Raw genomic sequence first — 24,231 nt, forward strand, 5'->3', positions numbered from 1 at the left:
CGCCGAGAAGTGCGCACATGTCGTGTTGACGGAACACGGGCGACATCGCCGCACTTCTCGGCACGCGCACGCTCGGCGAGACGCCGGTCGGGGCGCGTTACAGATACACCGTGCGGTGCTCGATCGACCCGGCGAGGCGGCCGGCGGCGAAGCCGAGGTCCTTCATCACGCGGTAGGCGTCATCGCGCCGGAAGCCCCTCGCGAGTAGCTTGGCGAGGTCGGTGGCGAGGCGGCGCAGGATCCGGGGGTCGACCGAGCGCGGCATCCCTCGCTCCCGATACGCGGCGAACAGCTTGACGTGGCTCTTGCCGTAGGCGACGTTCTGCCGGTACACGTCGCGCGTGCCGTCGCGCATCAGATAGTCGATCGCGGCCTCGGGCACCGCCACGAGCGCGTAGCCGGCGAGCTGCGCGCGCCAGAAGAAGTCCGTCTCGTCGCCGCCGCCGCGGTACGACTCGTCGAAGGGGCCGCAGGCCGCGAACACCTCCGTCGCGACGGCGCAGTTCGAGCCGGGCGCCCAGGGCAGGAACCGCAGCGTGTCCTGCAGCTCGGTCTGCCAGCCGAGCTCGGAGCCGTCGGCGAGCACCCGGCGCAGCGCGCCGCCCTGCAGCTTGGCGCCGCCGAGGTACGCCTGCCAGTGCGCCTCGAGCCAGCCGGGGTGCACGAGGTCGTCGGCGTCGCAGAACACGATGAGGGCGCTGCCGGGGCTCGCGCTCGCCACGCCGCGATTGCGGGCGTGGTTGATGCCGGGCACCCCCCTCGCGTCGACGACGCGCACGGCCGGGGCGACGGGCAGACCGAGCCGCCCGACGAAGCCGGCCAGGTCGTCGGACGAGCCGTTGTCGGCGAGCACCACCTCGAAGCGGGCCGCCGTCTGCTGGCCGGCCAGCGCGCGCAGCTGCCGCTCGATCACCCCGGTGACATCGCGGCAGGGGATCACGACGGTGACGTCGACGAGGGCAGTCATGTGGCCTCTTCCGCCTGCAGCGCGGTGAGCGCGGCCGGGGCATCCGCCCAGCCGTCGACGAAATGCGCGTGCGGGATGCCGGACGTCCAGGTGTCCCAGAAGGCCTGGATCTTCCCGTACTTGTCGTTGACCACCACGTGCTCGACGCCGAGCAGCGTCGCGAGGATGTGCCCGTGCAGCCGGTCGGTCACGAGCCGCCGCCCCGCGCTCAGCAGCCTGATCGCGCGCGTCACGTTGGCCGCGGCGAGCCGGTTGCCCGAGGCGAGCTCGGCTCGGCGCAGCGTCGCCGCCCCCGACTTCCGGGCCGCGCGCGCGAGCAGCAGATGCCCCTCGAGCCGCCGCCGCCGGTCCTCGGTCAGCGGCGCGGTCAGCCAGTCGAAGCGCAGGCCGTCGATCGCGGCGGCATCCGTCGCCTCGCGATCGTCGCGCACCTGCACCGCGGTCGCCACGGTGGGCGCGCGCCTCACGAGCGGCCCGAGCGCGAGCGCGGCGTCGGGCACGAGGCGCACCTCGCAGTCGAAGTCCGCCGTGGCAATGTCGAAGGAGCGGTGGTCGCGCACAAGCATCACGAAGGCGCCGTGTGCGGCGATGGCGCGCCGCAGCTCGTCGCGCTGCTCGGGGCCCGGGTACTGGATCGACTGCGGCAGCTGAATGAGCGGCCGCCCCCGCGTGCACTCGAGCAGCTTCAGCCGCAGCGCGTGGTGGGTCGGGTAGAGGCCCCCGAAGTTGCCGCCGCCCTGGATGAGCACCGTGCCGTCGGGCGACAGCGCGCCCGGGTCGAAGGAACGGCGGGACATGGCGGAGCGGATGCCGATGCCGAGGCCCTGCAGCACGGTGCGCTGCCCCTGCCAGATGGCGGCGTCGCCGCAGTTGAGGTAGTCGGGGAAGTCGACGATGTCGACGTGCGCGGCATCCTGCAGCACCTCGGCGAGCTGCGCGGTCGCCTGCTCATGCAGGCTCGCGATCGTGGTCGTCATCTGCGGCTCCGTCCTGCCCGGCCTGCCCGGCCCATCGGCGCTGCCTGCCCGGCCCCTACGCCACCGCGCGGCGCCGCACGATGTGCAGCACGTCGGTGCGCAGCTCGAGGAAGGAGCTGCGCTGCACCAGCATCCCGACGGCGAAGTAGACGGCGAGGCCCGCGACCGCCTCGAGGCCGAGATAGAGCAGTGCGGGCTGGTGGGGCAGGACGCGGCCGATGGCGACCATCGCGATGAGCATGACCCCGGCCGAGAGCGCGATGCCCGGGATGTCGCGGTAGATGCTGAGCGGCATCCGCCCGACGCGCACCAGGGCGACGACGCGCAGCGGCGCGAGCAGCACGGTGCGGGCGAGCAGGCCGACGGCGACGGCGAGCAGGCCGTACGGCGCCGTGAAGAACACCACCCCGACGTGCACGGCCGAGATGACGAGCACCAGGGTGAGCTCGACGCCCGGCCGGCCGAGCGACCACCACAGGTTCCCATCGAGCCATTGCAGGGCGGTGATCGCCCCGGTGAGCGCGGTGATCTGCGCGATCTGCCCGCTCGTCGCCCACTGGCTGCCGAACAGGAACGGCACCGCGACGGGCGAGACTGCGGCGATCGCGAACAGCCCGGGCACCGCCATGCTCGCGCACACCCGCTCGGCGTGCCGCACCGCGTTGGTGAGGCGCGCGGGGTCGTCCTTGAGCTTCGCGAAGGCGGGCAACGCGACCGCGTTGACGACCGAGGCGAACAGGGTCAGCAGCTGCGAGGTGACGCGCGTCGCGATCACCCAGTAGCCGAGCGCCGAGGCGCCGAGCAGCTTGCCGAGCACAAGCTCGACCATGCGGTCGCGGCCCTCGTGCACCACCTGCGTGACGAGCGCGGGCACCCCGAACTTGAGCATCGACCACGCGTGCGCGAACGAGAACTCGAAGCGCGGCCGCCACGACACCGCACCCCACAGGATCGCGATGTCGACCAGGATGTTCCCGCCGCCCTGGAAGATCAGCGCCCACGCACCGGCGCCCAGCAGCGCGAGGACGATCGCGCCGATCGCGCCGATCGTCGCGCCCACGGCGGACCGGATTGCGAGCGGCCGCATCTTGAGCTCGCGGGTCAGCAGGATCGTGGGAATCGAGCAGAGCGCATTGAGCGGCAGGATCAGCGCCGCGACGCGGATCATGGCGGTCAGTTGCGGCTGCTCGTAGAACGCGGCGATCGCCGGCGCCGCGAGCGCGAGGGCGCCGCCGAGCACCGTGCCGACCGCGAGGCCGGTCCAGAAGGCGGTGTTGATCTGCAGGCGCGACGGCGACGTGGCGCGGATCAGGGACGGCGTGAAGCCGAGATCGCCGACGAGCGACAGGATGCCGACGAAGACCGACACCAGCGAGACGATGCCGAACGCCTCCGCGCCGACGAGCCGGGAGAGCACCGCCAGGGCGACGACGCTCAGCAGGCTGCCGTACACCCGCTGCAGCGCGGTCCAGATGCCGCCCAGCAGGCTGCGCGAGCGGAGCGAGCTGGTGCCGTCTGACATCCGGGCGGTCCCTTCGCGGAAGAGGGGTCGGAAACAGCGTGCACCCGGCAGGTTGACGGTGATGTTTCCTCACATTGCCGTGATGTAAAAGGTTCTCAGCTTTTGCGCCACCCCCTATCGGCACGATCGGTTTTGTCGCACCGTTAGCCCCATGGCTTCGGGGTGGGAACTCACTCGTGCACGCGCTCGTCTGCGCAGGGCCGCCGCGGCGACGCTCGCGGCGGCGGTCGTTCTGACCGGCATCCTCACCGCGTCCGTCGCTGCTGATGCGGCCACGACCCTCACCGCGTCGCCGACGGGAACGGGGTCGACGTGCTCGACCGCCGCGCCGTGCTCGCTGCCGACGGCGGTCGCCGCGGCGCCCGCGGGTGCGACCGTGCAGCTGCTCTCCGGAACGTACCCGTCGCTCACGGTCAGGGGCGGCCACGGCACGGCGGCGGCGCCCGTGACCGTCAAGCCGGCGTCCGGGGCGAGCCCGAGCCTCACCACCGTGACCAGTCAGGCGAACTACGTGACGTGGAGCGGCGTGCTCGTCACCGCCCCGTTCTACCTCACCGGCACGGGCGACACCGTGACCGGCTCACACGTGAACGGCGGCGGCCTGTTCGTGCGCGGCACGAACATCACGGTCACCGGCTCGCTCTTCGAGAACGGGTCGTCGATCGACGGCATCCAGGTCGGCGGCGCGTACGGCGTGCTGCTCAAGGGCAACACCGTGCGCAACTACAACCAGTCGACGAACAACGGCATGCACGCCGACTGCGTGCAGATCTTCGACTCCGCCAACGTCGTCGTGCGCCGCAACAACCTCTCCAACTGCTACAACTCCGGCCTGATCCTCTCGGTCGGCGCGGGCGACGGCATCTACGGCGTGACGATCGAGGACAATTTCATCAGCGGATGCCTGGTCGTGTCATCCGCGTGCGGCGGCGGCTCCTCGGTGGATCTGCGGGAGGCGAGCACGGTGGGGCTCGTCGTGCGGAACAACACCATCGGCGCGGGCTCGGCGCGGCTCGGCACGCAGCCGGGCACCGTCGCCGACCGCAACATCATTTCCTACCTCTCCGACTGCAGCGTGCCGCTCACCAACTCGGTCGTCGCCTCGTGGAACACCAAGCTGTGCGGCACGACGCTGCCGCTGCTGCAGTCGGGCGGCAACAAGGCGGGCACGGTGCGGTACGCGAACGCCGCGAGCAACGATCTGCACCTGACGGCGGCGGGGGCGACGGATGCCACCATCAAGCCGGTCGCGACGACCGTGCCCCGGGCGCCGACCGACATCGACGGCGACGCGACGTCGGCGACCATCGCCGGGGCGGATACGCCTGCGGGCACGGGTGCTGCGACCACCGCCGACACCACCGCGCCGAAGACGGCGATCTCGTCTCCGAAGTCGGGCTCGACGGTCAGCGGCACCGTGACGCTCGTCGCCACCGCGTCGGACAACGTGGGTCTCACCGACGTGATCTTCCGCGCCGCGGGTCTCACGCTGGGGGCGGCGACCAAGGCCTCCGACGGCAGCTACCGCCTCACCGCCTCGACGGCATCGTTCCCGAAGGGCGTCTACACGGTGACGTCGGTCGCCCGCGACGCGGCGGGAAACGTCGCGACGAGCGTGTCGGTGACCCTGACCCTGAAGTGACGCCGGCCCGAGCCGCGCTGCACCTCGCCACTCCCCGGTGCCGCGCCGCACCTCGGTACCCCCCCGGGCGCGCTACAGCTGCGGATCAGCGCGCCCGCGGTACGAGGCGCGCGCTCCCGTAGCTGGAGCGCGGCGCGCGTGGCTCGGCGGGGTCAGCTGCGGAGCACCACGTTCTCGGGGGATTCGCCGGCGAGCAGGTGGCCGATCTGGCGGCGCAGCAGGCGCGCCATGCGCGGCTCCATCGCCGAGGCGGCGCCGCCCACGTGCGGGCTGATGAGCACTCCCGGTGCCGACCACAGCGGGTGGCCGACGGGCAGCGGCTCCGGATCGGTCACGTCGAGGGCGAACCGCAGCCGGCCCGCTTCGGCCAGCGCGGCGTCGGTGACGAGCACCGGGCCGCGCGCGACGTTCACGACGAGGGCGTCGTCGGGCAGCAGGGCGAGCTCCGCGGCGCCGACGAGGCCGCGTGTGGCATCCGTCAGCGGCGTGCCGATGACCACGATCTCGGCCTGCGGCAGCAGGACCGGTAGCTCGTCGATGCCGTGCACGTGGCCTGCCGGGTCCTCGCGTGCGCTCGACGCGACGCGGATCACGCGTGCGACCTCGAAGCCCGCCAGTCGCGCCTCGACCGCTTTGCCGACGCCGCCGTAGCCGAGGATCAGCACGGTGCGATCGGCGAGTGACGGGCGGCGGCCGCCCTTCCAGAGCCCGTGCTCCGCGTTCCGGGCGAACACGTCGATGCCGCGCTGCGAGGCGAGCATCAGCGCCAGCGCGAGCTCGGAGGTCGCGGCCTCGTGCACGCTCGACGCATTGGCGAAGACCAGCCCGGGCGGCAGCGCCGCGGCGACCCCGTCATAGCCGATCGACTGCGACTGCACGAGCCCGATCTCGGCCTCGGCGAGCCACCGGTACTGCGAAGGGCCGCCCGACATGTACGGCAGCACGACGATGTCGACCCGGGCGGCGGGCGGCGGGCCGTCGACGGGCCAGGTCACCCAGTCGACGGAGCCGGCGGGCACCGGGTCGGCGAGGCGGTCGAGATACGGCGGCAGGAGGTCATCGGGAAGGCTGACGACGAGGCGCTCGGGCATGTGGCCAGCCTACGGTTCGAGACGTGGGGCTTCGAGGCGCTCGGAGGCCCGCATGTGTGGGATCATGTGTGAGGAGGCGCACATGGCGACGAATCTTGCGATCGATCCCGACCTGCTCGAGCGGGCCCTGCGTGTCGGCGGCGAGGCGACGAAAAAGGCCACCGTGACGGCAGCTCTGCAGGAGTACATCGCCCGCCGGGAGCGCGCACGCATCGTCGAGGCGTTCGGCACCCTCGAGTGGGACCCGGGCTATGACTACAAGGAAGACCGGAGCAGCCGCGACCGCAAGCTCGACTCGGCGTCGTGACGTTTCTCGTCGACACGAGCGTGTGGTCGCTCGCCTTCCGTCGGGACACTCCGTCGGAGCAGCCTGAGGTGCAGGCGCTTCGTGAGGCGCTTGTGGGCGGTGAGCCCGTCGCGGCGACCGGTCTGATTCTCACGGAGCTGCTGCGGGGGTTCGTGCCGAAGCGTGCTCAGGCCGTGATCCGCGAGCAGTTCGCCTATGTCGAGCTGATCGAGCCGGCCCGTGCCGACTACGAGGCGGCGGCCGAGCTGGCGAACACCTGCCGATCCCACGGCGTGCAGCTCGGCACAGTCGACGCGCTCATCGCGCAGCTGGCGGTCTCGCGCGAGCTGACTCTGCTCACCACCGACGGCGACTTCGCGCACGCCGCCGCCTTCATCCCCCTCCGGCTCTGGGGCCAGAGATAGCGGTTCTTCACGCCCTGGAGCGAGGAGGCGACCCGACGGGTCGCGAGTCGCACGCGGAATGCCGCTGTGCGTGCAGAACTGCAAGATGAGAGCGCATCTCCTCGGCGCTGACCGCCTGCGACGGGTTGGCCCGCAGCTGGTCATGGGCCGTCACGACCTCGCTGCGCAGCCACTCTTCAACGGCCTCATCACATGTGTTGAGATGCTGCTCGGGTGTACACAGTTGCATATGCGGTTACCATGGATACATGGAGACGGTGACAACGGAGGTCTCGACCCGGGAGCTACGCAGTCAGCTCTCCGATGTCTTGGGGCGCGCGATGTACGCCGGCGAGCGCATCGGAGTCACCCGGAACGGCAAGCTCGCCGCCGTCGTCATCGGTGTTGCGGATCTGGAGGCGCTCGAGGCCTTCGAGATGGCGCAGGACGTCGCTTCCTACCGTGAGGCGAAGGCGGCAGACGACGGCAGCCGCATCGCCCTCGATGAACTGCGGCGCGATCTCGCCTCGTGAGCTATCGGGTCGACTTCACCACGGCGGCGGCCCGACAGATCAAGAAGCTTCCGCGCCCGGCACGTGACCGTGTCCTTGACGCGATCGAGGACCTCTCCGACGAGCCCCGCCCGCGCGGCGCGAAGAAGCTCGTGGGAGAAGAGACCGCCTGGCGCATCCGCGTGGGGGACTACCGCGTCATCTATGACGTCTTCGACGCTGAACTGACGGTCACGGTCGTGCGCGCCGCTCACCGCCGCGAGGTCTACGAGAGGTAGCCCTTGCCTCTACGCGGGAACCGAGGTCGCCTCTAGGGCGGTGAACTCGGGGGTGAGGTCCCTCAGACGCCGGGCCGGCGAGGCCAGGAGGATGGGCAGGCTGCACAGCATGGCGGCGGCGCCGACCCAGAGCGCGGTGTCGGCGCCGGCGGCCGAGCCGATGATGCCGCCCGCGAGCGTGCCCAAGGGCACCGCGCCGATCGAGACGACCCGGCGGGCTGACGTGACCCGGCCGAGCAGGGGCGCGGGGGTCATGCGCGCGTTCACGCCGCTCGAGCAGATGGCCGCGACCGTGATCGCGAAGGCGATGAAGAACTCCGCGACGGTGATCGTGGCGACCGGTGGCCACGGCAGGTACGGGCTGAGCGGCACGAACGCGGTCGCGGCGCCCATCAGCGCGTAGCAGGGGAACTGCGCGCGGACCTCGCCGAGGCGCCGCCGGATCGGAAGGCCGATGACCGCGCCGACGATCCCCCCGATGGCCGCGATCGACATCATCAGGCCGAGCGTCGCCGAGGTCTGGTGCAGGGTCCGCAGGAAGAACACGGCGAAGACGCCGCCGACGATCCCGGCGCCGAAGTTGTAGACGGCGGTGGCGGCCATGAAGGCGCGCAGCAGCGCGTGCCGGCCGATGAAGGCGATGCCGGTTCGGACCGCGGCGAAGAACGGCTCGCCCTTCTCGCCCGGCGCGCTCGCGCGCGTCGACGCGGCGGTGATGCGGGCAGCGAACAGCGTCGAGAGCAGGTGCGCGGCCGCCGTCGCGATGTACGGCACCGGCGCGGCGGTGACGGCGATGAGCCAGCCTGAGGCGCCAGGCATGATGACGGATGCCGTCGAGTCCACCGTCTGCATCCGGGCGGATGCCTCATGCACGCGCCCGCGCCCGACGACCTCGGGCAGCACCGTCGTATGCGTCACGTCGTAGAAGATGTTCCCGATGCCGATCAGCAGCGCCACGATCATGAGCTGCACCACGGTGAGGTGCCCGACCCAGAACGCCACGGGGATCGAGGCCGCCGCGGCGAAGCGCAGCAGATCCGCCCCGAACAGCAGCCTGCGCTGCGGAAGGCGATCCACCCACACGCCGATCGGGATGCCGAGGATCAGATAGGCGGCGCGCTCGAGCCCCGCGACGATCGCCGCCTCGAACGTCGTCGCATGCAGGAACTGCACCGCGGTCACGGCGAGAGCGACGTCCGCGAACCCTGCGCCGACATCGCCGAGCAGGTTCGACGCCCAGAGCTTCCGGAAGTTCGCGATGCGGAAGACGCCGCTCGTCATCGCCGCGGCATCCGTCATAGCTGACGAAGCTAGCGCGCAACCCGCCTTGCCCTCTGCAACGCCACGAGCACGAGCGCTCGGGGCCTGGCCGCGCCCCGCGAGTGAGTGACACAATTCGAACCACTGCCGGAAACGCACCGGCAACACTCGGTTCCTAGATTTCAGCCATGGGTGATCTGTTCGCAGGGTACGGCGCAACGCTGCCGCCAGGAGGGCCGAGCGTCGCCTTCGACGAGATGTTCGCCGGCCCCGCCGAAGACGGCAGCACGAAGGCGCGCGAGCCGTACCGCGAACTGCACACGGCGCTCAGCCGCATGACGCAGGACGAGCTGCGCGGCCGTGCGGATGCCCTTGCGAACTCCTACCTCGCCCAGGGGGTCACCTTCGACTTCGCCGGCGAGGAGCGCCCTTTCCCCCTCGACGCCGTGCCGCGGATCATCCCCGAGGACGAATGGGTCGACGTCGAGGCCGGCGTCAGGCAGCGGGTGCGCGCGCTCGAAGCGTTCCTCGGCGACGCCTACGGCAGGCAGCGGGCGGTCGCCGACGGCGTCATCCCGGCATCCCTCATCGCCACCTCTGCCAACTTCTACCGCCAGGCCGCGGGCATCGAGAGTGCCAACGGGGTGCGCGTGCACGTCGCCGGCATCGATCTGATCCGCGACGAGAAGGGCGCGTGGCGGGTGCTCGAGGACAACGTGCGCGTGCCCTCCGGCGTCTCCTACATCATCTCCAACCGCCGCGTCATGGCGCAGACGCTGCCCGAGCTGTTCGTCGAGATGCCCGTGCGGCCCGTCGGCGAGTACCCCTACCGACTGCTGCAGGCGCTGCGCGCCTCTGCGCCCGCCGGAGTCGAGGACCCGGTCGTCGTCGTGCTCACCCCCGGTGTCTACAACTCGGCGTACTTCGAGCACACCCTGCTCGCCCGTCTCATGGGCGTCGAACTGGTCGAGGGCCGCGACCTCTACGTCTCCGGCGGCTACGTGTGGATGCGCACGACCGGCGGCCCGACCCGCGTCGACGTCATCTACCGCCGCATCGACGACGACTTCCTCGACCCGCTGCAGTTCCGCGCGGACTCGGTGCTCGGCACGCCCGGACTGCTCGCCGCCGCCCGGCTCGGCAACGTCACCATCGCGAACGCGGTCGGCAACGGCGTCGCCGACGACAAGCTCACCTACACCTACGTGCCCGAGCTGATCAGGTACTTCCTCGGCGAAGAGCCGATCATCCCGAACGTCGACACCTGGCGCCTCGAGGACCCGGGCGCGCTCGAAGAGGTGCTCGACCGCCTCGACGAGCTCGTCGTGAAGCCGGTCGACGGCTCGGGCGGCAAGGGCCTCGTGATCGGGCCGTCCGCGTCGCGCACGGAACTCGACGTGCTGCGAGCCAAGCTCATCGACGACCCGCGCGGCTGGATCGCCCAGCCGGTCGTGCAGCTGTCGACGATCCCCACGCTCACCGACGACGGCATGCAGCCGCGGCACACCGACCTGCGGCCCTTCGCGGTCAACTCGGGCGACGACATCTGGGTGCTTCCGGGCGGCCTCACGCGCGTCGCGCTGCCGGCCGGCCAGCTCGTCGTGAACTCCTCGCAGGGCGGCGGCTCGAAGGACACCTGGGTGCTCGGCCGGGGGGCAGCGCCGAGCTCGGGCCCGATCCCGGTGCAGGCAGTGCACCCGCCGACGAGCGCGATCGACGTCTCGGCTATCACCGCCGAGCAAGCGGCGCCGATGGAGCTGGCAGCGGGGTCGCCGCCGCTCGCGGAGGTCGCCCCGAAGGGGAAGCTCGGCCCGCAGTACGCGCCGGAGGATCAGCAGGGCGCGACCCAGCAGCAACAGCAACAACAACAAGCGCAACACCTGCGACAAGCCCACAAGGCGACGCCGCACAATGGGGGAGGAATCCGTGCTCTCTAGAATCGCCGAGAGTCTTTTTTGGATCGGCCGCTATCTCGAGCGGGCCGACGGCACCGCGCGCATCCTCGACGTGCAGCTCCAGCTGCTGCTCGAGGACCCGTGGGTCGATGAGGACACCGCCTGCCGCGCCCTGCTCGGCGTGATGGGCTCCGATGTGCCGGCCGACACCCCGCTCGACCGCGAGGGGGTGCTCAGCCTGCTGGCGGTGAACCGCCAGAATCCGGCATCCATCGCCTACTCGCTCAACGCCGCGCGCGAGAACGCGAGGCGCGCGCGCGAGATCGTGTCGAGCGAGCTGTGGGAGTGCCTGAACACGACGACGACACGGATGCCCCGCAAGGTCGCGAGCGAGCGCGTGCACGACTTCTTCCACTGGGTGCGCGAGCGCACCGCCCTCGCCGTGGGCACCAACGAGACCGTGATGAGCCGCGACGACGCCTACCACTTCTTCTCGCTCGGCCTCGCGCTTGAACGCGCCGACATGACCGCCCGGCTGCTCGCGACGCGCGCGCTGACCGAGGTGTCCGGGCCGAGCTGGACGACGATCCTGCGCTCCTGCGGCGCCTACGAGGCGTACCTGCGCACGTACCGCGGCGTCTCGTCGCTGCGCAACGCGGCCGAGTTCCTGCTCGTCGACCGGGTCTTCCCGCGCTCGGTGCTGTTCTCGATGAACCGCGCGATCGCCAGCCTCAACGCGCTCGAGCCGCGCACCGAGCGCATCGGCGCGGTCGACCAGGCGCTGCGCGTGCTCGGCCAGGCGGTCTCGAGCCTCGAGTACCGGCCGATCTCCGAGATCCTCGACGACCTGCCGCACGCCATGGAGGGCGTGCAGCGGGCGACGAGCGCCGCGAGCGAAGCGGTCAAGCAGCGGTACTTCCCCGAGCAGGTGGTGCCGACATGGGCAGGGGAGCGGGTATGAAACGACTGCGCGTGACGCACACGACCGGCTTCCGGTACGAGGGCGAGGCATCCGCCTCGTACAACGAGGCACGGATGCTTCCCGCATCGCGCGACGGCCAGTGGGTGCTCTCCGCCCACATCGACACGCGGCCGAACGCGTCGCAGCACACCTACACCGACTACTGGGGCACCCGCGTCACGTCGTTCGAGGTGCTCTCGCCGCACCGCGAGCTCACCCTCTCGGCGAGCAGCCTCATCGAGGTCGACGAGCGCCCCCACGTCGACTGCTCGATCGGCTGGGACGAGCTGCGCGCGGCGAGCCAGCGCACCGTCGAGGCGGTCGAGCAGCTGCGCCAGAGCCGGCGCACCGAGCCGCCGGCCGAGGTGGCCGCGCTCGCCGCGAGGGCCGCCGCCGGTGCCGCGACCCCGTGCGAGGCGGCCGAGGCGATCTGCCGGGCGATCGGCGGCGAGATGGAGTACGTGCAGGGCGTCACCCGCGTCGACGACACCGCCGCCGAGGCGTGGGCCGCGCGCCGCGGCGTCTGCCAGGACATCGTGCACGTCACCCTCGGGGCGCTGCGCTCGGTGGGCATCCCGGCCCGCTATGTCTCGGGCTACCTGCACCCGAAGCCGGACGCCGAGCTGCACGAGACCGTGGCGGGCGAGTCGCACGCGTGGGTCGAGTGGTACTGCGGGCCGAGCGCCGCCGACGGCGCGGGCGCCTGGCGCGGCTGGGACCCCACGAACCTGACCGAGGCGGGTGACCGGCACGTCTACGTCGGGCACGGGCGCGACTACGACGACATCGCGCCGATCCGCGGCGTCTACGCGGGCGCGGGCGCCGCGGAGATCTTCGTGAAGGTCGAGATCACCCGCGAGGCGTAGGCGCTACGCCGCCGCGGCCTCGGGGCGGGCGGTCTCAGGCTCTTCCAATACAAACGCCGGCCTCCCGCCGCGCACGCGCAGCCGCAGCCCGCGCCAGCGCACGAGGTAGTACACCCCGACGGCCCCGGCGACGATGCCCGACGCGGCGCCCACTCCGAGCCCCCACCGCGGCCCGAGCGTGTCGGCGACCCAGCCGACGATGGGCGCCCCGATGGGCGTTCCGCCCATGAAGATCGCCATGTAGATCGCCATCACGCGCCCCCGCACCTGCGGGTCTGTGGCGAGCTGCACCGTCCCATTCGCGGTCGTCATGAGCGTCTGCGAGAAGAGGCCGATGAGCGCGAGAGCGGCCCCGAAGAGCCAGAAGTTCGGCATGAGCGCGGCGATCAGGCATCCGATGCCGAACATCAGCGCACCCGCGAACAGGAGCGAGACGCGTGGCTTCTCGCGCCGCGCGGACAGCAGCGCTCCGATCACCGAGCCGACGGCCATGATCGACGAGAGGATGCCGAACTCGCCTGCTCCCTTGTGGAACACCGTCGAGGCCATCGTCGAGGTGTAGATCGGGAAGTTGAGCCCGAAGGTGCCAATGAGGAACACCATCACGAGGATCACCATGATGTCGGGGCGGCGCCTGACGTAGCGGAAGCCGTCGACGAGGCCGCCCCGGCGCGACGACCGCGACCGCGGCGTCAGCTGGTCCTTCTTCATGAGCTGCAGCGAGATCAGCACGGCGACGAAGGTCACCGCGTTGATGAGGAACACCCAGCCCGCGCCGACGACGGCGGTCAAGAGGCCGGCAACGGCGGGGCCGATCGTGCGCGCGGCGTTGAAGGATGCCGAGTTGAGCGCCACCGCGTTCGAGAGGTTGCGCGCATCGACGAGGTCGCCGACGAAAGTCTGCCGGGCCGGCGCGTCGAAGGCGGCCACGACGCCGAGCAGCAGTGCGAACACGTACACGTGCCACAGCTCGACGACGCCGGTCACGGTCATCACGCCGAGGCCCGCGCCGAGCAGGCCCATCGCGCCCTGCGTCGCCATGAGCAGGCGGCGCCGGTCGAAGCGGTCGGCCGCCCAGCCGGTCACGGGCAGCAGCACGAGCTGCGGGCCGAACTGCAGCGCCATCGTCACGCCGACGGCTGTCGCGTTGTTGTGGGTGAGCTCGGTGAGGACGATCCAGTCCTGTGCGGTGCGCTGCATCCAGGTGCCGACGTTCGAGACGATCGCGCCGAGGAACCAGATGCGGTAGTTGAGCGCCGAGAGGGACCGGAAGAGATTGTTCAAATCGATGCGCCTACCCGTCGGCCAGTTCGCGCATGATGACGGATGCCTGGCGCAGCGTCTCCCGCTGGGCATCCGTGAGCTCGCTCGTGCGCTTGCCGAGCCACTGCTCGCGGCGTCGGCGGGTCTCGGTCACGAACGACGCTCCCGCCGGCGTCACGCGGACGACGACCTTGCGGCCGTCGTCGGGGGAGCCCTCGCGCGTGACGTAGCCGCCCGCCTCGAGCGAGTTCACCCGGCGGTTCATCGACGGCGGGGTCACGTGCTCGGCCTCGGCGAGCTGGCCGACCGTGTGGGGTCCGTCGCGGAAGAGCAGGGCGAGCACGCTGAACTGCCCGTCGGAGAGGTCGTCGCTCGCCTTCTCGGCACGGATGCGCCGGTTGAGCCGCCCCACCGCGATGCGCAGCTGGGCGTCCAGGTCGAGCTCTTCCGTCACGCGTCTCACCTTACTCCTTAGCCTTGCTAATTACCTGCTAGCAACGATCCACTCGTGCCCGTTCCGGACGTCTGCGCCCGGGGCCGTGGGCTCGAATGTCCGGAACGGGCACGAGTTCCGGCGACTTCCGCCGAGTTCCGCGATGATGGGCGCATGGCGCCGACGACGTCCACCTTCACCGACGACTACGGAGTCGTGGTCACCTACTACGAGTACCCGCTGCCCGAGGGGCAGACCTCGAAGGGCGTCGTGCAGCTCGCGCACGGCATCGGCGAGCACGCCGGCCGCTACGCGCACGTCGCGCAGGCGCTGAACGACGCCGGCTACGTCGTCTTCGCCGACGACCACCGCGGCCACGGCCAGACCGGCCTCACGCAGTGGGGCGGCGACGTGGCGCAGCTCGGCAGGCTCGGCCCGGGCGGGCTGCGGGCGGCCATCGAGGACCTGCGCCAGCTGGGTCGGCTGATCAGGGCGAAGCATCCGTCGCTCCCCGTCGTCCTGCTCGGGCACAGCTGGGGCTCGCTCATGGCGCAGCGGCTCATCAACGAGCACGCCGCCGACTACGACGCGGTCGTGCTCACAGGGACGGCGTACCGGATGCTCGGCTCGATGCGCTCCGGAAACCTGAACGCGCGGCACAGGCACCTCGGCACGACCGGCCACGAGTGGCTGTCGCGCGACGTCGCGGTGCAGACCGCGTTCGGCGAGGACCCGCTCAACTTCGCCGCCGAGACGATCGCGAAGTTCGGCGTGCTCGACGCGATGCGCCTGCTCGGGCGGCCCGCGCGCAACCTCGAGCGCGACGTGCCGCTGCTCATCCAGATCGGCTCGGACGACTCGCTCGGCGGCGAGAAGTCCGTCGTGAAGCTTGCGAACGCATACCGCACGCGCAGCGGGCTGAGCGACGTGACGGTGCACATCTACACGGATGCCCGCCACGAGGTCTTCAACGAGCTCAACAGGGACGAGGTGCTCGCTGACCTGGTGACATGGCTCGACGAACGGTTCGCGCCCGCGCCCGCTTAGGCTCATAAGCATGCACGGCGAGTACAAGGTTCCTGGGGGCAAGCTGGTCGTCGTCGACCTCGACGCGGTCGAGGGCCGCATCGCGAACTTCCACCTGGCCGGTGACTTCTTCCTCGAGCCCGACGAGGCCCTTGCCGACATCGACGCCGCGATCACCGGCCTGCCCGTCGAATCGGATACGCGCGTGATCGCGGATGCCGTGCGCCGCGCGCTTCCCGAGGGGGCCGTGCTGCTCGGCTTCACTCCGGAGTCCGTCGGCGTGGCGATCCGCCGCAGCCTCGCGAACGCGACCACGTGGAGCGACTACGACTGGGAGATCGTGCACCCCGGCCCGCTGCCTCCGGTGACGCATCTCGCGCTCGACGAGGTGCTCACGGCATCCGTCGCCACGGGCGCGCGCAAGCCGACCCTGCGCTTCTGGGAGTGGGAGGAGAACGCGGTCGTCATCGGCAGCTTCCAGTCGGTGAAGAACGAGGTCGACCCCGAGGGCGCCGCGAAGCACGGCTTCGACGTCGTGCGCCGCATCACCGGCGGCGGCGCGATGATGATGGAGAAGGGCTCGGTCGTCACCTACTCGCTGTACGTGCCGATCGACCTCGTGCAGGGCATGACCTTCGCCGACAGCTACGCCTACCTCGACGAGTGGGCGATCCTCGCGCTGCAGGGCATGGGCATCGACGCGTCGTACGTGCCGCTCAACGACATCACGAGCCCCAAGGGCAAGATCGGCGGCGCCGCACAGAAGCGGCTCGGCTCGGGCGCGGTGCTGCACCACGTCACGATGAGCTACGACATGGACGGCCAGAAGATGACCGAGGTGCTGCGCATCGGCCGCGAGAAGATCAGCGACAAGGGCATCGCGTCGGCGGCCAAGCGGGTCGACCCGCTGCGCTCGCAGACCGGGCTCTCGCGCGCCGAGATCATCGAGCGGATGACGCAGCAGTTCTCGAGCATGTACCGCGCGACCCCGGGCGACATCACCCCGGCGGAATACGCCGCCGCCGAGCGCCTCGTCACCGAGAAGTTCTCGACCCCGGAATGGCTCTACCGAGTTCCTTAGCGCGCCGGTCCGAGCAGGCACAGCCTGCTCGGCGTTGATCGCAGCGACGATCCACCGGATCGTCGCGCCCAGCGATCAACGCCGGCACGCCGCAGTCGGCTTGTCGAGTCCCCCGCGTTCGCGGGCGAGCAAGTCGCCCGCTCGTAGAGCGTCTTGCGACTCGGCTGCGCGTTCAGCCCCACTTGCTACCCTGGCGCGCGTGAAGCCCCTGATCATCGCGACCGCCATCATCGGCGTGCTCCTGCTGCTCTGGGCGCTCCACAAGACCGGCGTCATCGACCTCAGCGACAAGACGCAGAAGCGCGGCTCAGGCTCGATCGGCAGCGGCATGCTCGGCGCCGCCTTCGACGAGGTGTTCCACCCCGTGCGCTACGAGTCGCAGCTCGAGCTCGAGCGCCAGACGACGCTGCCCGCCCCCTCGCCGGAGGCCGACGGGGACCCACTCGGCATCGGCGCCGGAGCGGGTGCGGCCAAGCCGGGGCGCGTCGTCATCGAGCTCGACCAGTGGGGCAACACCACGGCCAAGTACTGACGCGCCGCTAGGCTCGTCGCGTGATTCAGCGGTGGGGCATCCGGATCGTTCTCGCACTCGTGCTCGGCGCGCTCGGGGCGCTGAGCGGGGGCGGATTCCTCGCGGCGGCGTCGGCGCAGGCATCCGTTCGCGCGGTCTCTGTTCAGGCAGACACCAGTGATTTCAGCTTCACGAGCCTGCACACCGACTACCGCCTCACGCGCGCCGCAGACCATCGCGCGAGGCTCGCCGTCACCGAGACCTTTGTCGCCCAGTTCCCGGACTTCGACCAGAACCACGGCATCGAGCGCGCGATCCCGACGACGGCCGACGGCCGGTCCCTGCACGTCCAGATCCAAGGAGTGACGGATGCCGCGGGCGCGCCCATCGGCTACGAGGTGAACAACGACCAGGCGGGCTTCACGGTGCTCCGCATCGGCGATCCGCTCAGCTTCGTGCACGGCGCGCAGACCTACGTGGTGAAGTACACGATGCGCGACGTCATCCACCAGACGGGGCCGGGCGGTGCGCAGCAGTTCCTCTTCGACGTGAACGGCACGGGCTGGTCGCAGCCCTTCGGCGAGGTGACGGCGACGCTGCACCTCCCCGCCGACCTCACCGGCGCGCTGAGCGGCGACAGGCAGTGCTTCACCGGCGGCCAAGGCTCCACGGCGAGCGACTGCGACATCACCGTGTCGGGCGGAACCGCGACCGCGAGTGCCCGGAACCTGGCGGCGGGCGAGAACCTCACGATGCTGGTCGGCTTCCATGCGGGCACCTTCGCGGTGCCGGTGTCGGTGCTGCGCGTGCTCGTCTGGGTGCTGCTGCCGATCGCGATCCTGCTGCTGATCGGCGCCATCATCGTGCGGGTCGTGCGGCTCGGGCATCCCAAGGGCACCGGCATCATCGTGCCGCAGTACCAGGCGTTCCCCGGCATCGGGGTCATGGAGGCGGCCGAGCTGCTGGACGAGCGCGACCGGGCATTCCCGGCTCTCATCACGCAGCTCGTCGTGAGTCGCGCGGCCACCATGACGCGCGACGACCGGGGCACGAAGAAGACCAGCGACGACCTCTACACGCTGCAGCTGCACGACGCGACGGTGCTCGACGACGAGGATGCGGATGCCGTGCACACCCTGTTCGGCTCGATCAAGCCGGATGCCACCGTGACGCTCGACCCGAAGAAGCCGAAGATCGGCGACCGCATCGCGAAGCTGCTGCAGGCGGCGAAGGACTCCGTGCGCGCGCAGGGGCTGATCAAGCGCAAGCACACGCGCGCCGGCTCGATCGTGCTCGGCGTGGCCGCCCTGGTGATCATCGCCGCGATCGTGCTGCTCTACCTGCTCGTCTCGCGGGCGCTCGGCTCGTGGCAGCACGACCTCGCCCTCGTGGGAGCGCTCGCGTGCGGCGTGGCGGCGTTCGCGCTGTGCGTTCCGCCCGAGCGCCGCACGGATGCCTCGACCCCGGCGTACGAGCACCTGCTCGGCATCCGCGACTACCTGCGCCTCGCCGAGGCCGACCGCATCCGCATGCTGCAGAGCCCGAGCGGCGCCGAGACGCAGACCGCGCCGAGCGGAGAGCAGGTGGTGAAGCTGTACGAGAAGCTGCTGCCCTACGCGATCCTCTTCAACATCGAGAAGGAGTGGCGCGAGGTGCTCGGCCGCTACTGGGCGACGACGCCCACCGACGTGTCGCCGACCCTGCTGCCGCTGCAGACGCTGCTGTTCGCGAACGCCTTCGCCTCGCACAACTACGCGACGACGGCGAGCACGCAGAGTGGCTCGCACTCGTGGTCGAGCTCGGGCGGCAGCGGCTTCTCGGGCGGGTTCTCGGGCGGCGGCTTCGGCGGCGGCGGTGGCGGCGGCTGGTAGGCCCCGGTCGGCCGCGCTACAGTTCCGGATCCGCGCGCCTCGGATCACGAGCGCGCGGATCCGGAACTGTAGCGCGGCAGCCTAGGCGACCACGCGCAGCGTCGCGACCGCCGGGTCGACCGCCCCGCGCACGAAGCCCGTCGGCGCGGCGGCCACGTGCTGCAGGAACCGCACCGTCTCGGCGGTGATCTCCTCACCGGGCATCACATTCGGGATCCCGGGCGGGTAGGCGGCCAGCGAGTCGGCAGAGACGCGCCCGATCGCCTCGTCCGCAGGGACGACGACGGATGCCGCGAAGGCGGCCTCTCGCACGAGCATCCGCTTCGGCCCGGGCTCCGGCAGCGGCACGCGCACGAAGCCGGCGGCGGCCACCTCGGGGTCGTCGGCGGAGAGCCCGTGCAGGGCGTCGGCGATGCGGGCGATGTCGGGATGCGCGCCGGGGCCGACGATGGCGAGCACGCAGGCGTCCGTCGACAGCTCGAACTGGATGCCGTGGTCGCGCAGCATCACCTCGCGCACCGCGTGGCCGAGCAGGCCGCCCGCGCCCACGTCGATCGAGACGCGCGAGGCGTCCACGGCGGCCACGTCGTCGCCGGAGAACCCGTCGCTTGCGATCCGGAACCGGCCGCCCGCCCTGATCGCCTCACGCAGCTGCTCGGCCGCCTCGAGCGAAGCGCCGATGCGCTCGGCGCCCGTCTGCAGCTGATGGCGGGCGAGGTCGAGGGATGCCAGCAGCAGCGCACTCTCGGACGTCGACTGCTCGAGCACGAAGGCCCGGTCGACGAACGGCTCGAGCGCCGCCGCGAACTCACCGTGCCCGAGGTGCAGCATCGCGCTCTGCGTGAGGGAGCCGCCGAGCTTGTGCGTCGACATGATGACGAGGTCGGCGCCGTGCCCGACTCTGCCTGCCTCAGCTGGGCCGAGAGCCACGGGCGACGGCGGCAGCTCTGGGTGGAATCCGTAGTGCGCGCCCCAGGCCGCGTCGACGACGAGCGGCACGCCGTGCTCGTGCGCGATCTGCGCGAGCGCCGGCACGTCGACGGTCGCCCCGAAGTACGACGGGCTCACGAGGTACGCGGCCTTCGCGTCGGGCGTGCGGTCGAGCGCCTCGACGAGCCGCTCGGGCGAGACGCCGTGGGCGATGCCGAGGGCGTGATCGATGGTCGGCTGCACGAACACGGCGTCGAGCCCGGCGATGATCATGCCGTCGATGAAGCTCGAGTGCGTGCTGCGCTGCGCGACGACGGGCTGCGAGCGCTCGCCGAAGAAGCCCAGCGCGAGCGCCGCGATGCGGTTCGCCTGCGATGAGCCGTTGGTGAGGAACCAGCTGCGCTTCGCGCTCCACGCCTCGGCGGCGAGCTCGAGCGCCCGCTCGTACGGCGTGTACAGGCCGAGGTCGATGCCCGAGACCAGCGGCGCCACGTCGAGGCGCAGCAGCTGCTCCCCGAAGAAGTCGGTGAGATCGGGGGAGGAGCTCGGATCGCCCGAGTGCCCGGGCACGATCAGGCGCACGGTGTCGCGGGCGGCGAAGCGGCGCAGCGCCTCCGCGTACGGCGTGGGCGAGTCCATCGGGTCGGTGTGCGCCTCGTGGGCTGGAATGATCGACACCATGCCATTGTGGACGCCGCCCTGGGACCCGTCAGGCCCTGACACGGTGATCCACGCCGACAACCTCGCCGTGCTGCCGAGCCTGCCCGACGAGGCGTTCACCGTCGTCTACCTCGACCCGCCGTTCAACACGGGCCGCGTGCAGCGCCGGCAGTCGACCACCGCGGTGCGAGTGAGCGACGGCGAGGCATCCGTCAGGTCCGTCAAATCGATCGTCGGATTCGCCGGCCAGAGCTACGAGCGCATCAAGGGCGATCTGCTGGGCTACGACGACGTGTTCGACGACTACTGGGCGTTCCTCGAGCCGCGGCTCGCCGAGGCATGGCGGCTGCTCGCGCCCGACGGCACGCTCTATCTGCACCTCGACTACCGCGAGGCGCACTACGCGAAGGTGCTGCTCGACGCGCTGTTCGGCCGCGAGTGCTTCATCAACGAGCTGATCTGGGCGTACGACTACGGCGGCAAGTCGAAGCGCCGCTGGCCGACGAAGCACGACACGATCCTGATGTACGTGAAGGACCCGGCCCGCTACTTCTTCGACTCGGAGGCCGTCGACCGCGAGCCCTACATGGCCCCCGGCCTCGTCACGCCTGAGAAGGCCGCGCGCGGCAAGCTGCCCACCGACGTGTGGTGGCACACGATCGTCTCGCCGACCGGCAAGGAGAAGACGGGCTACCCGACGCAGAAACCGGCAGGGTTGATCAGACGGATGCTTCAGGCCTCGTCGCGCCCCGGCGACTGGGTGCTCGACTTCTTCGCCGGCTCGGGAACCACGGGCGCGGTGGCGGCGTCGCTCGGCCGCCGCTTCCTCCTGATCGACGAGAACCCCGAGGCGATCCGCGTGATGCGTGACCGCCTCGGGGCTGAGGTCGACTTCCGGGGGGTTACTTCTTCTCGGTCGTGAGGTCCATCGAGCCGGTGGTGCTCGGGGCGACGAAGGCGCCCGCGGTGTTGGCCGCGGCGACCGCCTCGATCTCGATCTCCTCGGCGGGCGAGCGCTCGGCGTCGTCCGGGCCGGCCGCGGCGTTCTCGGCCGCAGCCGCGTCGGCCTGCTGCTGCAGGGCCGAGACCTTGCGCAGCGGCGGCACCCGGAAGAACCAGGTGAGCACGAACGCCACCAGGATGACGAGCATGCCGACCCAGTAGATCTCGATGGTCGAGGCGTTGAAGCCCTTGAGGAACGGGCGCTTCAGCGCGTCATCGGCGTTGTTCAGGAATGAGGTGTTGCTCGTGTCGATGTTGGTGGAGCTCTTCGACGACGTGCCGCCCTCGACCTGCTTGATGATGCTCGGCACGACCTCGTTCACGACCGCCTTGCGCTGTGCGGCGTCGCTGTAGTCGACCTGCACCGTGCCGTTCACCACCGAGGCGTTGGCCTTCTCGGCGACCGTCCGCAGCGCCTGCTGCTGGGCGGCGGGCAGGGCGGCCTGGACCTGCTGGTCGATGACCGACTGCGCGGCCGCCTCGGGGATGGCGCCTGCGGCGACCTGGGCGTTCACCGCGGCCGTGACCTGCGCCGTGACGGCCTGCTTCGCGGCATCCGTCGCCTGCTGAGCGCCCTTGGTGAGCTGCTGCTGGACGTTCTCCTTGACAGGTCCGACGATCGGCGTCCAGAACTGCTTCATGATGCCCGCGTTGTGCGGCGCGCTCGCGACGGCCGGGTTGAGGGCGGAGTTCAGCGCGGCGGTCAGATCGGCTTTGTTCGTGGTCGCCGTCTGGATGTTGCCGGGCAGCACGGAGAACAGCACGGAGAGCAGCACGGCGGTGCCGAGCGTTCCACCGATCTGGCGGAAGAACGTCGAGGCGGCGGTCGCCACACCCATGTCACGCGGCTCGACCGAGTTCTGGCTGGCGAGCGTCAGCGTCTGCATCAGCTGGCCGAGGCCGAGGCCGATCGCGAACATGGCGAGCAGCATGAACCACAGCGGCCGGTCGATCGTCATGAAGGTCAGCAGGTAGAAGCCGATCGCCGTGAAGAACGTGCCGGTGACGGGGAAGATGCGGTACTGGCCGGTGCGCGCGATCAGCTGGCCGGAGACGATCGAGGCGATCATGAGCCCCAGCACCATCGGCAGCGTCGCGAAGCCGGACTCGGTCGGCGAGAGGCCCGTGACGATCTGCAGGTAGAGCGGGATGGTCAGCATCGCGCCGAACATGCCGAAGCCGACGAGCACGCCGAGGATGGTCGCCATCGAGAAGACACCCGAGCGGAACAGCTTCATCGGAATGATCGCGTCGTCGCCCATGAGGTTCTCGATGATGAGGAAGGCGACGAGGCCGACCGCCGAGATCACGTAGCAGCTGATCGAGGCGGCCGAGCCCCAGCCCCAGGTGCGCCCCTGCTCGGCGACGAGCAGCAGCGGAACGAGCGTGGCGACGACGGCGGTCGCACCCCACCAGTCGATGCGCGGCGCCGTGTGGCGGTCGAACTTCGGCAGGTGCAGGAACGCGATGACCATGAGCAGCGCGGCGATGCCGATCGGCACGTTGATGAGGAACACCCAGCGCCAGCCGGAGATCCAGAGGATCTGGTGCGCGCCGGAGAACAGGCCGCCGACGAGCGGGCCGATGACGGAGGAGATGCCGAAGACGGCGAGGAAGTAGCCCTGGTACTTCGCGCGCTCACGCGGCGAGAGCATGTCGCCCATGATGGCGAGCGGCAGGGACATCAGGCCGCCGGCGCCGAGGCCCTGGAAGGCGCGGAACGCCGCGAGCATGATCATCGAGGTCGAGAACGACGACGCGGCCGAGCCCACGATGAACACGACGATCGCGAAGATGAAGAGCGGGCGGCGGCCGAAGATGTCGGAGAGCTTGCCGTAGATCGGCGTCGCGATCGTCGACGTGATCAGGTACGCCGTCGTGACCCACGCCTGCTGGTTCAGGCCGTGCAGGTCGTCGCCGATGGTGCGGATCGCAGTACCGACGATCGTCTGGTCGAGCGCGCCGAGGAACATGCCGGCCATGAGGCCGTAGATGACCAGCAGGATCTGCTGGTGCGACATCACGGCCTTGGAGCCACCGTGAGCGCTCGCAGGAGCGACAGCTTCTGACATTGAAGTCCTTCAGTTGAGACGGAACCTGCTGATTCAGGTTCGAGAGGGTGCCGGACAGGCGGCTCGCCGACATCGCCGACGCCGCCGGCATTGGCGATAGAAATTTGCGGTGACTGCAAATTTACACCCTGCGAAGCAGTTGCGCCAATCGGCGGAATGTGATTCAGGCCGCTTCGTTGACCTGGGCGAGGCCGGCCTCGATCGCCGCGACGACCGCCGGGTCGTCGGGCACCGTGCGCGGGCGGAAGCGGATGACCGTGTCATCCGGGTAGATGAGGAACTTCTCGAAGTTCCACTGCACGGGCCCCGCGAGGTGCATGTGGTCGCGAGTGTGCTTGAGCTCCTTGTACAGCGGGTGCACGCCGCGGCCGTTGACCTTGATCTTCTCCATCAGGGGGAAGGTCACGCCGTAGGTGGCCGAGCAGAACTCGACGATCTCCTCGGCGGTGCCGGGCTCCTGGCCGGCGAACTGGTTGCACGGGAATCCGATCACCGTGAAGCCGCGCGCCTCGTACGTCTTCTGCAGCTGCTCCAGCTGCTCGTACTGCGGCGTCAGACCGCACTTCGACGCCACGTTCACCACCATGACGACCTTGTCGGAGTAATCGGCGAGCGAGGTCGTGCCCCCGTCGATCGTCGTGACCGGAATCGAGCGCAGATCGGTGCTTGCCATGGACTGAGCGTAACTCTCTTGCGAAGAGGCGTGTCCGTGTCTCGGGGG

23 protein-coding genes are annotated in these 24,231 nt (G+C 70.5%); 13 read left to right on the plus strand and 10 right to left on the minus strand.

Going from position 1 to position 24,231, the window contains the following annotated elements; genetic code table 11:
• Window positions 1-97: 97 nt before the first annotated feature.
• From ABD708_RS04060 to ABD708_RS04070, 3 genes are read right to left on the minus strand one after another with little or no spacing between them, the layout of a single operon-like run.
• On the minus strand, window positions 98-967 hold the full coding sequence (locus ABD708_RS04060) for a glycosyltransferase family 2 protein (protein WP_344752002.1): 870 nt from the start codon (window positions 965-967) through the stop codon (window positions 98-100).
• Window positions 964-1,944, minus strand: coding sequence for a polysaccharide pyruvyl transferase family protein (locus tag ABD708_RS04065; protein WP_344752003.1), 981 nt, complete (start codon window positions 1,942-1,944; stop codon window positions 964-966). The genes ABD708_RS04060 and ABD708_RS04065 overlap by 4 nt, the downstream gene beginning before the upstream one ends.
• A gap of 55 nt (window positions 1,945-1,999) precedes the next feature.
• Window positions 2,000-3,466: a lipopolysaccharide biosynthesis protein gene (locus tag ABD708_RS04070; protein ID WP_344752004.1), complete on the minus strand. Its 1,467-nt coding sequence runs from the start codon at window positions 3,464-3,466 to the stop codon at window positions 2,000-2,002.
• Between the two features lie 151 nt (window positions 3,467-3,617).
• On the opposite strand from ABD708_RS04070, the gene ABD708_RS04075 reads away from it, so the two are divergent.
• A complete protein-coding gene (locus ABD708_RS04075; protein WP_344752005.1) occupies window positions 3,618-5,108 on the plus strand; it encodes an Ig-like domain-containing protein in 1,491 nt (496 codons plus the stop codon).
• Window positions 5,109-5,260: 152 nt separating this feature from the next.
• Here the strand turns inward: ABD708_RS04075 and ABD708_RS04080 are convergent, their stop codons facing one another.
• Window positions 5,261-6,199, minus strand: a complete 939-nt coding sequence (locus ABD708_RS04080; protein WP_344752006.1) for a 2-hydroxyacid dehydrogenase — start codon at window positions 6,197-6,199, stop codon at window positions 5,261-5,263.
• Between the two features lie 82 nt (window positions 6,200-6,281).
• On the opposite strand from ABD708_RS04080, the gene ABD708_RS04085 reads away from it, so the two are divergent.
• The 4 genes from ABD708_RS04085 (at window position 6,282) to ABD708_RS04100 (ending at window position 7,679) form a co-directional block, all read left to right on the plus strand.
• Entirely contained in the window at window positions 6,282-6,506 is a 225-nt protein-coding gene (locus ABD708_RS04085; protein WP_344752007.1) for a type II toxin-antitoxin system VapB family antitoxin, read from the plus strand.
• A complete protein-coding gene (gene vapC, locus ABD708_RS04090; RefSeq protein WP_344752008.1) occupies window positions 6,503-6,910 on the plus strand; it encodes a type II toxin-antitoxin system VapC family toxin in 408 nt (135 codons plus the stop codon). The genes ABD708_RS04085 and vapC overlap by 4 nt, the downstream gene beginning before the upstream one ends.
• Window positions 6,911-7,158: 248 nt before the next feature.
• Window positions 7,159-7,422, plus strand: a complete 264-nt coding sequence (locus ABD708_RS04095; protein WP_344752009.1) for a type II toxin-antitoxin system Phd/YefM family antitoxin — start codon at window positions 7,159-7,161, stop codon at window positions 7,420-7,422.
• Window positions 7,419-7,679, plus strand: coding sequence for a type II toxin-antitoxin system RelE family toxin (locus ABD708_RS04100; RefSeq protein ID WP_344752010.1), 261 nt, complete (start codon window positions 7,419-7,421; stop codon window positions 7,677-7,679). Before ABD708_RS04095 ends, ABD708_RS04100 begins: the two co-directional genes overlap by 4 nt.
• A 9-nt stretch (window positions 7,680-7,688) precedes the next feature.
• On the opposite strand, the gene ABD708_RS04105 is transcribed toward ABD708_RS04100, so the two are convergent.
• A complete protein-coding gene (locus ABD708_RS04105; protein ID WP_344752011.1) occupies window positions 7,689-8,978 on the minus strand; it encodes an MFS transporter in 1,290 nt (429 codons plus the stop codon).
• Window positions 8,979-9,127: 149 nt separating this feature from the next.
• Between ABD708_RS04105 and ABD708_RS04110 the strand changes: the two genes are divergently transcribed.
• From ABD708_RS04110 to ABD708_RS04120, 3 genes are read left to right on the plus strand one after another with little or no spacing between them, the layout of a single operon-like run.
• The gene (locus ABD708_RS04110; RefSeq protein WP_344752012.1) at window positions 9,128-10,876 is read left to right on the plus strand and encodes a circularly permuted type 2 ATP-grasp protein; all 1,749 of its coding nucleotides are present in this window, start codon (window positions 9,128-9,130) and stop codon (window positions 10,874-10,876) included.
• The gene (locus ABD708_RS04115) at window positions 10,866-11,795 is read left to right on the plus strand and encodes an alpha-E domain-containing protein (RefSeq protein ID WP_344752178.1); all 930 of its coding nucleotides are present in this window, start codon (window positions 10,866-10,868) and stop codon (window positions 11,793-11,795) included. The genes ABD708_RS04110 and ABD708_RS04115 overlap by 11 nt, the downstream gene beginning before the upstream one ends.
• Window positions 11,792-12,661 carry a transglutaminase family protein gene (locus ABD708_RS04120; RefSeq protein ID WP_344752013.1) on the plus strand — a complete coding sequence of 290 codons (870 nt, stop codon included), beginning with the start codon at window positions 11,792-11,794 and terminating at the stop codon, window positions 12,659-12,661. Before ABD708_RS04115 ends, ABD708_RS04120 begins: the two co-directional genes overlap by 4 nt.
• 3 nt (window positions 12,662-12,664) lie before the next feature.
• Here the strand turns inward: ABD708_RS04120 and ABD708_RS04125 are convergent, their stop codons facing one another.
• Window positions 12,665-13,945 carry an MFS transporter gene (locus tag ABD708_RS04125; protein WP_344752014.1) on the minus strand — a complete coding sequence of 427 codons (1,281 nt, stop codon included), beginning with the start codon at window positions 13,943-13,945 and terminating at the stop codon, window positions 12,665-12,667.
• A gap of 10 nt (window positions 13,946-13,955) precedes the next feature.
• The gene (locus tag ABD708_RS04130) at window positions 13,956-14,378 is read right to left on the minus strand and encodes a MarR family winged helix-turn-helix transcriptional regulator (RefSeq protein ID WP_344752015.1); all 423 of its coding nucleotides are present in this window, start codon (window positions 14,376-14,378) and stop codon (window positions 13,956-13,958) included.
• Window positions 14,379-14,531: 153 nt separating this feature from the next.
• Between ABD708_RS04130 and ABD708_RS04135 the strand changes: the two genes are divergently transcribed.
• The 4 genes from ABD708_RS04135 to ABD708_RS04150 all read left to right on the plus strand — a co-directional run bounded on the left by ABD708_RS04135 (window position 14,532) and on the right by ABD708_RS04150 (window position 18,846).
• Window positions 14,532-15,404, plus strand: coding sequence for an alpha/beta hydrolase (locus tag ABD708_RS04135; RefSeq protein WP_344752016.1), 873 nt, complete (start codon window positions 14,532-14,534; stop codon window positions 15,402-15,404).
• A gap of 10 nt (window positions 15,405-15,414) precedes the next feature.
• Complete coding sequence (lplAB, locus tag ABD708_RS04140; protein ID WP_344752017.1) at window positions 15,415-16,464, plus strand: lipoate-protein ligase LplAB; 1,050 nt, start codon at window positions 15,415-15,417, stop codon at window positions 16,462-16,464.
• 199 nt (window positions 16,465-16,663) lie between these two features.
• The gene (locus tag ABD708_RS04145; protein WP_344752018.1) at window positions 16,664-16,996 is read left to right on the plus strand and encodes a hypothetical protein; all 333 of its coding nucleotides are present in this window, start codon (window positions 16,664-16,666) and stop codon (window positions 16,994-16,996) included.
• A gap of 20 nt (window positions 16,997-17,016) precedes the next feature.
• On the plus strand, window positions 17,017-18,846 hold the full coding sequence (locus tag ABD708_RS04150) for a DUF2207 family protein (RefSeq protein ID WP_344752019.1): 1,830 nt from the start codon (window positions 17,017-17,019) through the stop codon (window positions 18,844-18,846).
• An 81-nt stretch (window positions 18,847-18,927) separates the two neighbouring features.
• Here the strand turns inward: ABD708_RS04150 and ABD708_RS04155 are convergent, their stop codons facing one another.
• Window positions 18,928-20,454, minus strand: coding sequence for an aminotransferase class I/II-fold pyridoxal phosphate-dependent enzyme (locus tag ABD708_RS04155; RefSeq protein ID WP_344752020.1), 1,527 nt, complete (start codon window positions 20,452-20,454; stop codon window positions 18,928-18,930).
• Window position 20,455: 1 nt separating this feature from the next.
• Here ABD708_RS04155 and ABD708_RS04160 point away from each other — a divergent pair, with 1 nt between their 5' ends.
• Window positions 20,456-21,358, plus strand: coding sequence for a DNA-methyltransferase (locus tag ABD708_RS04160; protein WP_344752021.1), 903 nt, complete (start codon window positions 20,456-20,458; stop codon window positions 21,356-21,358).
• On the opposite strand, the gene ABD708_RS04165 is transcribed toward ABD708_RS04160, so the two are convergent.
• Window positions 21,339-23,510, minus strand: a complete 2,172-nt coding sequence (locus ABD708_RS04165; protein ID WP_344752022.1) for an MDR family MFS transporter — start codon at window positions 23,508-23,510, stop codon at window positions 21,339-21,341. The two genes, ABD708_RS04160 and ABD708_RS04165, sit on opposite strands and share 20 nt — an antisense overlap.
• Before the next feature lie 163 nt (window positions 23,511-23,673).
• Entirely contained in the window at window positions 23,674-24,183 is a 510-nt protein-coding gene (locus tag ABD708_RS04170) for a glutathione peroxidase (RefSeq protein ID WP_344752023.1), read from the minus strand.
• Window positions 24,184-24,231: the final 48 nt, after the last annotated feature.

It is taken from the genome of Gryllotalpicola koreensis, assembly GCF_039538185.1.
Classification (GTDB): Bacteria; Actinomycetota; Actinomycetes; order Actinomycetales; family Microbacteriaceae; genus Gryllotalpicola; species Gryllotalpicola koreensis.

Coding starts and splice junctions, on each gene's coding strand:
- ABD708_RS04060 (WP_344752002.1), bottom strand. CDS start 967: ATGACTGCCCTCGTCGACGTCACCGTCGTGATCCCCTGCCGCGATGTC.
- ABD708_RS04065 (WP_344752003.1), bottom strand. CDS start 1,944: ATGACGACCACGATCGCGAGCCTGCATGAGCAGGCGACCGCGCAGCTC.
- ABD708_RS04070 (WP_344752004.1), bottom strand. CDS start 3,466: ATGTCAGACGGCACCAGCTCGCTCCGCTCGCGCAGCCTGCTGGGCGGC.
- ABD708_RS04075 (WP_344752005.1), top strand. CDS start 3,618: ATGGCTTCGGGGTGGGAACTCACTCGTGCACGCGCTCGTCTGCGCAGG.
- ABD708_RS04080 (WP_344752006.1), bottom strand. CDS start 6,199: ATGCCCGAGCGCCTCGTCGTCAGCCTTCCCGATGACCTCCTGCCGCCG.
- ABD708_RS04085 (WP_344752007.1), top strand. CDS start 6,282: ATGGCGACGAATCTTGCGATCGATCCCGACCTGCTCGAGCGGGCCCTG.
- ABD708_RS04095 (WP_344752009.1), top strand. CDS start 7,159: ATGGAGACGGTGACAACGGAGGTCTCGACCCGGGAGCTACGCAGTCAG.
- ABD708_RS04105 (WP_344752011.1), bottom strand. CDS start 8,978: ATGACGGATGCCGCGGCGATGACGAGCGGCGTCTTCCGCATCGCGAAC.
- ABD708_RS04110 (WP_344752012.1), top strand. CDS start 9,128: ATGGGTGATCTGTTCGCAGGGTACGGCGCAACGCTGCCGCCAGGAGGG.
- ABD708_RS04120 (WP_344752013.1), top strand. CDS start 11,792: ATGAAACGACTGCGCGTGACGCACACGACCGGCTTCCGGTACGAGGGC.
- ABD708_RS04135 (WP_344752016.1), top strand. CDS start 14,532: ATGGCGCCGACGACGTCCACCTTCACCGACGACTACGGAGTCGTGGTC.
- lplAB (WP_344752017.1), top strand. CDS start 15,415: ATGCACGGCGAGTACAAGGTTCCTGGGGGCAAGCTGGTCGTCGTCGAC.
- ABD708_RS04160 (WP_344752021.1), top strand. CDS start 20,456: ATGCCATTGTGGACGCCGCCCTGGGACCCGTCAGGCCCTGACACGGTG.
- ABD708_RS04165 (WP_344752022.1), bottom strand. CDS start 23,510: ATGTCAGAAGCTGTCGCTCCTGCGAGCGCTCACGGTGGCTCCAAGGCC.
- ABD708_RS04170 (WP_344752023.1), bottom strand. CDS start 24,183: ATGGCAAGCACCGATCTGCGCTCGATTCCGGTCACGACGATCGACGGG.